3 protein-coding genes are annotated in these 2,383 nt (G+C 51.4%); 2 read left to right on the top strand and 1 reads right to left on the bottom strand.

Going from position 1 to position 2,383, the window contains the following annotated elements:
- Nucleotides 1–52: 52 nt before the first annotated feature.
- Nucleotides 53–682 (bottom strand): TetR/AcrR family transcriptional regulator, encoded by a 630-nt coding sequence (locus B2751_RS15140; RefSeq protein ID WP_290748437.1) that lies wholly within the window; start codon nucleotides 680–682, stop codon nucleotides 53–55.
- A 108-nt stretch (nucleotides 683–790) separates the two neighbouring features.
- On the opposite strand from B2751_RS15140, the gene kynU reads away from it, so the two are divergent.
- Together kynU and B2751_RS15130 are read left to right on the top strand one after the other, a co-directional pair.
- Nucleotides 791–2,068, top strand: coding sequence for a kynureninase (gene kynU, locus B2751_RS15135; protein ID WP_290748439.1), 1,278 nt, complete (start codon nucleotides 791–793; stop codon nucleotides 2,066–2,068).
- 10 nt (nucleotides 2,069–2,078) lie between these two features.
- The coding region (locus tag B2751_RS15130) for an amino acid permease (RefSeq protein ID WP_290775540.1) at nucleotides 2,079–2,383 on the top strand (305 nt) is incomplete at its 3' end.

Below are 2,383 nucleotides of genomic sequence, written 5' to 3'. Positions count from 1 at the left end.
CATCCCGGTCACGCTCCCTTCTACTTTGAAACGTTCCCTTCCTGTCCGTTCATCAATCCTCGATCCGGTAGAGTCCTTGCGTATAAATCGTCGCTAAGACGTGTGCGATCTCTTCAATCGTCGCTGTTGCTTCTTCACGGACGACTTCGAATAAATACATCTCGTTCGCGAAGAACCAGCCACGGGCGACGAGCTTCGGATCGACATCTTGTCGCGCGAGTCCTGTCTCCTGCGCATATTGAATGTCCTGACTGATCCGATCGATGAAGCGTTCTCGAATCGCTTTCCATTTCGCACGGACGATGTAAGAGACGCCGATTGCTTGCTCAACGATCCGTAGCATCGCTCGTTCTTCTTCCGCGAGACGTAAGAAATCCGTAGCTTGCGTCACGATACGTTCCTTTGCCTCTAGCGACGTCGTCGGTTCAAATGTTCGTTCCGCAATCGCATGGAAGCGACTCATGACATCTTCCATCAGGACGACGAGCAACTCATCTTTCCCTTCAAAATGCACGTAGGCTGTTCCGTAGCCGACGCCAGCTTGTTTGATCACTTGTGAAATCGTTGACGTTTGAAACCCTTGTTCTAAGAAGACGTCACGTGCCGCACTCAACAGTTTTTCGCGTGTCCGCACTGTGCGCAGATGTCGTTTATCGATTTTTTCTGGTTGAGAAGATGACATGTCCTTCACTCCTTTTGTTTTCTCTATTCGATAATATTGACACAATGTCAATTTGTTTGCTACGCTTTTGTCAAAATTGATTGAGTATTCATTTGAGGAGGATGACGTATGACATTACAAGCAAAACGGACGGATGCCGTTGCTCGGGACGAGCAAGATGCACTCGCCGCCTATCGTGATGAGTTTTATCTGCAACCGGGTAGTATCTATATGGACGGAAACTCGCTCGGTTTATTATCGAAGCGTGCCGAGAAGACGTTGCTCGAGTCGCTATCAGACTGGAAAGAACTCGGAATCGACGGCTGGATGAAAGGACGTCATCCTTGGTTCGAATTATCAGAACGTCTCGCTGCCCTCAACGCTCCGCTTGTCGGCGCACAAGCGGAAGAAGTCATGGTCACCGGTTCGACGACCGTCAATCTACATCAACTCGTCGCGACATTCTTCCAACCAACAGAAGGACGAGATAAGATTTTAGCGGATGCGCTGACGTTCCCGTCGGACATCTATGCTTTACAAAGTCAGCTTCGTTTACGCGGACTGGATCCGGAGACACATCTCGTCCAAGTACCAAGTCATGATGGTCGCTTTTTAGAGGAGGACGATATCATTGCCGCGATGACAGACGATATCGCTTTGATTGTCTTGCCTGCCGTGCTGTACCGAAGCGGACAGATTCTTGATATGGAGCGTTTAACGAAAGCGGCACACGACCGCGGTATCTTGATTGGTTTTGATGGCTGTCACTCCGTCGGAGCCGTTCCGCACGCTTTCCATGACTGGGGCGTCGACTTTGCTTACTGGTGTAATTACAAGCACTTGAACGGCGGTCCTGGAACAGTCGGTGGATTATTCGTCCACGAACGTCATTTCGGAACGTTGCCTGGGCTGACGGGCTGGTTCGGTTCGCGCAAGGACAAGCAGTTTGACATGGATCACACGATGACACCGGCCGAGCACGCAGGTGCCTTCCAGATTGGAACACCACACGTCTTAAGTCTCGCCCCACAAATCGGTGCGTTAGAGATGTTTGACGAAGTCGGTATTGAAGCCGTCCGAACGAAGTCACTCGCCCTGACGCAGTACATGATGGACCTTGTCGAGCAGGAACTCATACCGTACGGTTTCGTCATCGGAAATCCAATTGACGATAAACGCCGTGGGGCGCATCTCAGCCTCGAGCACCCGGAAGCGGCGCGGATCTGTAAAGCACTCAAGGAAAATCGGATCATCCCCGATTTCCGGGCACCGAACATCGTCCGTCTAGCACCCGTCGCGCTCTACAACACGTTTACCGATGTCTATGACGTCGTCGCGACACTTAAACGAATCATGGAAGATAAAGAATACGAACGTTTCGCGAATGAACGCGAAGTCGTTGCTTAAGGAGTACACCATGGAACAACCTACTGAACTACGGCGTGAACTCAAGACACGCCAACTCACGATGATTGCAATGGGCTGCGCGATCGGTACCGGTCTCTTCCTCGGAAGTGGGCTTGCAATCGGTCTTGCTGGACCGAGCGTTTTGATCAGTTACGCAGTCGGCGCCTTCATCGTCCTACTTTTAATGGGCTGTCTGGCTGAAATGACGGTCGCCCATCCGACATCTGGCTCGTTCGGTACGATTGCCGAACGATACATTAGTCCGTACGCGGGTTTTCTCGTCCGCTATTCGTACTGGATCGCAAACGTTCTCGC

Origin of the sequence: Exiguobacterium sp. UBA6282 (genome assembly GCF_002440475.1) — a bacterium.
Taxonomy (GTDB): domain Bacteria; phylum Bacillota; class Bacilli; order Exiguobacteriales; family Exiguobacteriaceae; genus Exiguobacterium_A.
The sequence above is the reverse complement of the archived record's forward strand: the minus strand, read 5'-3'. Positions and strand labels throughout refer to the sequence as shown.